At 64.7% G+C, this 5,177-nt stretch carries 4 protein-coding genes and 2 pseudogenes; 5 read left to right on the top strand and 1 reads right to left on the bottom strand.

Annotated elements, in window-relative coordinates:
• The 3 genes and pseudogenes from QZY48_RS05820 to QZY48_RS05810 form a co-directional block, all read left to right on the top strand.
• Positions 1-211, top strand: a pseudogene (locus QZY48_RS05820) (IS21 family transposase); the annotation flags it as partial.
• Positions 212-395: 184 nt separating this feature from the next.
• The gene (locus QZY48_RS05815; protein WP_295428917.1) at positions 396-686 is read left to right on the top strand and encodes a hypothetical protein; all 291 of its coding nucleotides are present in this window, start codon (positions 396-398) and stop codon (positions 684-686) included.
• Positions 687-782: 96 nt separating this feature from the next.
• Positions 783-1,391 carry an ATP-binding protein gene (locus QZY48_RS05810; protein WP_295428916.1) on the top strand — a complete coding sequence of 203 codons (609 nt, stop codon included), beginning with the start codon at positions 783-785 and terminating at the stop codon, positions 1,389-1,391.
• Positions 1,392-1,702: 311 nt separating this feature from the next.
• Here QZY48_RS05810 and QZY48_RS05805 read toward each other — a convergent pair.
• Positions 1,703-2,017 (bottom strand): annotated as a pseudogene (locus QZY48_RS05805) (PEP/pyruvate-binding domain-containing protein); the annotation flags it as partial.
• Positions 2,018-2,386: 369 nt separating this feature from the next.
• Between QZY48_RS05805 and QZY48_RS05800 the strand changes: the two are divergent.
• Positions 2,387-3,319, top strand: coding sequence for an AAA family ATPase (locus tag QZY48_RS05800; RefSeq protein ID WP_295428913.1), 933 nt, complete (start codon positions 2,387-2,389; stop codon positions 3,317-3,319).
• Positions 3,316-5,177: S8 family peptidase (locus tag QZY48_RS05795; protein WP_295428911.1), on the top strand; the 1,862-nt coding region annotated here is incomplete at its 3' end. The genes QZY48_RS05800 and QZY48_RS05795, both read left to right, overlap by 4 nt.

Raw genomic sequence — 5,177 nt, 5'->3', positions numbered from 1 at the left:
GGCCACGGTCGGCCCGCAGACCCAGGGCGCCATCACGCAGGTGCTCCAGGCCCGCACCCATCCCCAGCAGGGCTATCGCACCGCGCTGGGCATCCTGGGGTTGGCGAAGACGCATGGCCCCGCGCGACTGGAGGCGGCCTGCCGGCGGGCCATCCAGATCAATGCCATCACCTATCGCAGCATCGCCTCGATCCTCAAGCACGGCCTTGAAGACCGGGCCCCCAGCCCGGCGCCGGCCACCCTGCCCGCCGACCACGCCAATGTGCGTGGGTCCAGCTACCTTGATCCGGGCGACCTCGTCGGCCCAGCTCAGGAGCGTGACCAGCTCGTCGGTGAACTCCGGCTCCACGGTCGGGATCTCGCCTAAGTAGACCTTACCGGAGGTCCCGTCGAGCGTGATCATGTCGCCTTCCTTGAAGCTGGTGTCGCCGACGATGGCGATGCGCTTCTCGACGGAGTGCGCGCTCCAAGGCGCGGGCACCGGCCAGGGCGCGATGTTGATGTTAACGCCACGAAAGGCTCACGTTCTGAGCGACCGATTGTCGTACCATGTGAGAAGGTTTCGGCGGATCGCGACCGCCGAACCCCGCCGCGGACTGAAACACCGCGGACCTCGCCGGTTGCGTTTCGGCACCGCAATCACGCAGGTTTGCGGAGCCATCGACATAGATTATTTCAATTTCTGATTCATACAGTTGATGTCACGCGCCGACTTACTCGTCGATCTCGTTAAAGCCGGTACTCGAGGCGACCGGGGGACCTTCGTGCGCCTCGTAGAATCCATGGCCGCCGAGGAGCGGGCGAAGAATCATTCTCTGCTCGCTGACCGGCTGGTCCAGGGCCTTAACCTCAATGGCAACGGCAACGGCCGCAAGCCCATGGGGCTCGTGATCCCCGACGAGAAGGCCGCAGAACTGCTGCACGAGATCCTACCGCGACGCTCGCTGGACTCGCTGGTCCTGCCGTCGGCCGTCCGCATGGCCTGTGGCGAGTTGGTCGAAGAGCACCATCGGGCCGACCTGTTGCGGACCTACAATCTCGAACCGCGGCATCGCGTGCTTTTGGCCGGCCCCCCAGGCAACGGCAAGACCACGCTGGCCGAGGCCCTGGCCGACGCGCTCATGGTGCCGCTGTTCGTCGTCCGCTATGAGTCTGTCATCGGCAGCTTTCTCGGCGAGACGTCTCAGCGGCTACGGCGGCTCTTTGAGCATATCGCCAGCCGACGCTGCGTCTTGTTCTTCGGTGAGGATGTGCTGCGACGGCATGTCCTTGCCTTGCCGGACAGCAACCTGAAGCGGATCGTAAAAACACGGCTTGAAGCATGGCAGCACCGGTTCACCGTCACGCCTGCTGAAGCCTCAGCGCCAACGGAGCGGATACTGGACTCATGAGCAACGCAGACCGTCTGCCGCTCCTGCTGTTTCAAGAGCCAGTGCCGACGCCGAAGGCGCGCGGCTTCGGCGGTGATTCAAAGTTCAATCCCCGCGACCGCGACGAGGTCGCGGGCTATCTCGGTCCCAAACTGAGCCGACTCGACCAAGCGCTTGAAGCCGAACGTATCCGGGTGCAGGCGACCGGCGCCGGGATCGAGCCGGAGATGGCACTGGTCATTGAACTTGCCACCGACCTGGGCAACTTCGCGGCGGCGGCCAGCGGCATCGACCTGGAATGGCTCGCCGAGGACGAGATCGACCTGGACCCCCAGGCTGTCGGGGGCGACGCGCAGCAGGGCCTGCGCCTTGGTGATGATGCCCTGCTTCTCCATCTCGACCGAGGTGCGGACCTGGGCCACGGCATTCATCTTGCCGTACAGGACGTTCTCGCCGGTGCCGGGGTCGCGGGTGAAGCCCACGCCGGTGCCGGAGTCGTCGCCCCGGTTGCCGAACACCATGGTACAGATGTTGACGGCGGTGCCGTTGGCCATCGCCGGGGTGATGTTGAACTGGCGGCGGTAGTCGACCGCACGCTTGCCGCCCCAGGAGCCGAACACGGCCTTGATGGCGATCAGGAGCTGCTCGTCACCGCGCGGCCCGGTGGCACTTGTGACGCCAAGCGGTGACCGCTCCGCGGTCAGCCCACCCGCCGGGAGGCAGAAATGCCGATGTCACCGCCGCTGCAGGCTCGCGTTCTGGGCGACCGTTTGTCGTACCATGTCCGAAGGCCCCGGCGGATCGTGACAGCCGAACCCCCGACGGGACCGAAACACCGCGGACCGTTGCCGACCCCATTTCGGGACCGCGCTCACGCAGCATTGCGGAACTCCCCCGACATAGATTATTTCATTTTCTGATTCATATAGTTGATGTCACGCGCCGACTTACTCGTCGATCTCGTCAAAGCCGGTACCCGAGGCGACCGGGGGACCTTCGTGCGCCTCGTAGAATCCATGGCCGCCGAGGAGCGGGCGAAGAATCATTCTCTGCTCGCTGACCGGCTGGTCCAGGGCCTCAACCTCAACGGCAACGCCAACGGCCGCAAGCCCCTGGGACTCGTGATCCCCGACGAGAAGGCGACCGAGCTGCTCCACGAGATCGTACCGCGACGCTCGCTGGACTCGCTGGTCCTGCCGCCGGCCGTCCGCATGGCCTGTGGTGAGCTGGTCGAAGAGCACCATCGGACCGACCTGTTGCGGACCTACAATCTCGAACCGCGGCATCGTGTGCTGCTGGCCGGCCCTCCCGGAAACGGCAAGACGACGCTGGCCGAGGCCCTGGCCGACGCGCTCATGGTGCCGCTGTTCGTCGTCCGCTACGAGTCTGTCATCGGCAGCTTTCTCGGCGAGACGTCGCAGCGCCTGCGGCGGGTCTTTGAGCATATCGCCAGCCGACGCTGCGTCTTGTTCTTCGACGAGTTCGATACCCTGGGCAAGGAGCGTGGCGATACCCATGAGACCGGGGAAATCAAGCGCGTCGTCAGCACCCTCCTGATGCAGATCGACGCCCTGCCCAGCCACGCGGTAACAGTCGTCGCCAGCAACCATCCCGAACTCTTGGACCGCGCGGTCTGGCGCCGATTCCAGTTGCGCCTGGAACTGCCGCCCCCGAGTCAGTCGATGCTCGAAGAGTGGTTCCGCCGCTTCCAAGACCGTTTGGGTGAGCCGCTTGGTTGGTCGCCCCGTGCGCTCGCAATGCGCCTCAAGGGCTTGAGCTTCGCTGAAGCAGAACAGTTCGGTGAGGATGTGCTGCGGCGGCATGTCCTTGCCTTGCCGGACAGCAACCTGAAACGGATCGTGCAGACTAGGCTTGAAGCATGGCAGCAGCGGTTCACCGTTAAGCCTGCTGAAGCTGCGGCGCCAACGGAGCGGATACTGGACTCATGAGCAACGCAGACCGACTGCCGCTCCTGCTGTTTCAAGAGCCAGTGCCGACGCCGAAGGCGCGCGGCTTCGGCGGTGGTTCAAAGTTCAATCCCCGCGACCGCGACGAAGTCGCGGGCTATCTCGGTCCCAAACTGAGCCGACTCGACCAAGCGCTTGAAGCCGAACGTATCCGGGTGCAGGCGACCGGCGCCGGGATCGAGCCGGAGATGGCGCTGGTCATTGAACTTGCCACCGGACTGGAGAACTTCGTGTCGGCGGCCAGAGACATCGGCCTGGAATGGCTCGCCGAGGACGAGATCGACCTGGACCCCAACGAAACCATTTTCGCCATCAACTCCAAAGGCCAGCGTCAGGACAAGCCCTTTCACGGGCGCCTCTTCCTCACGATGACCGATCGCCGCGCACTCGACCAACTGCTGAGCCGTTGGTCGCAGTGGCGGGATGACCCCGCTGCGGATTGGCCGCACGGCGAGAAAGCCTGGCGGGATCTGTTCCCTCTCATCATCGACATCCGCCCCTGGGGTGCCGACGACCGTGTCCGCGAGACAGGCATACTGGAAGACCTCGCGGAGCGTATCGAGGATGGCCAGGGAGTCATACCGTTTGAGGCCGAACTCTGGTACCGGCAGACCGCCGAACGGCGCGCCCAGGCCGAGGCTGAAGTCGGGCGCTTGATCCGCGACTTGGGCGGCAGCGTGTCCGCTCGGTTTCAGCTTGCCGACATTCGCTACCACGCGATTCTCGGCGAGATCCCGGCTGACGCGGTGTCACCTTTGCTCAGCGAGGATCGCAACATCGGCCTGATCCGCTGCAACGATGTCTGGCACGGAACCTCCATGGCATCGCTCATCGTCCATGGCGAACTCGAAGCGGGCGAGCCACCGCTACCCCGCCGCATCTATTGCCGCCCCATCATGAAGCCGCAGACGAGCGCACGCGATTCCAAGGAGCATATTCCTGATGGCGTGCTCCCGGTGGACCTGATCCATCGGGCCGTGCGCCGACTCTTCGAGGGTGACGGCGCCACCGAGGCCCAGGCACCTGAGGTTCGCATCATCAACCTGTCCGTTGGCGACCCTTCCCGCCTCTTTTTCCACGGTCTGAGCCCTTGGGCTCGCCTGCTCGACTGGCTTTCATATCAATACGGTGTGCTCTTCATCGTGAGCGCCGGCAACCACGCCGTCGCGCTTGATCTCGAGATCCCAAAGGGTGCCGCTTGGTCAAGCGCCGATGCGGGAACGCGAGAAGCGGCGATATTGCGGGCGCTCAGGGTCAACGCGTGCCACCGCCGTATCCTGTCGCCGGCCGAGTCGATCAACGCCCTGACCGTCGGGGCCGCCCACGCGGACGCCTGCCCGCAGGGTCCGCGGGTGACCTATCACTGCGACCCCTTTCCCACTCGATCCCTGGCAAGCCCGGTCAGTGCAAACGGTCTTGGGTTCCTGCGCGCACTCAAACCGGAGATCCTGATGCCCGGCGGCCGACAGATCTACGAGGAGGCGTTGGGCACCGGGGTGCCGAACATGAGACTCGCCCCGCTTCAAAACTATGGGCCACCGGGGCAGAAGACGGCGGTTCCAGGTTCAGTACCGGGCGAGTTGGACAAGACCCTGTGGTTCCGCGGGACCAGCAACGCCACGGCACTCGCAACCCGCCTTGGTGCCCGGCTGTTTGAAATGATTGAATCCCTCAAGGCGCTGGCCAATGGACCAGCGCCAAGCGTACGGTATGACGCCGTGTTGCTGAAGGCCCTGCTCGTCCATGGTGCTGCGTGGGGTCAGGCAGGAGACCAACTGCGCGGCATCTTCAAGCACGAGGTCGGCGGGCACAAGATCAAGGAGTTCATCGGTCGGTCCCT

The organism is uncultured Thiodictyon sp. (assembly GCF_903828115.1).
Taxonomy (GTDB): domain Bacteria; phylum Pseudomonadota; class Gammaproteobacteria; order Chromatiales; family Chromatiaceae; genus Thiodictyon.
The sequence above is the reverse complement of the archived record's forward strand: the minus strand, read 5'-3'. Positions and strand labels throughout refer to the sequence as shown.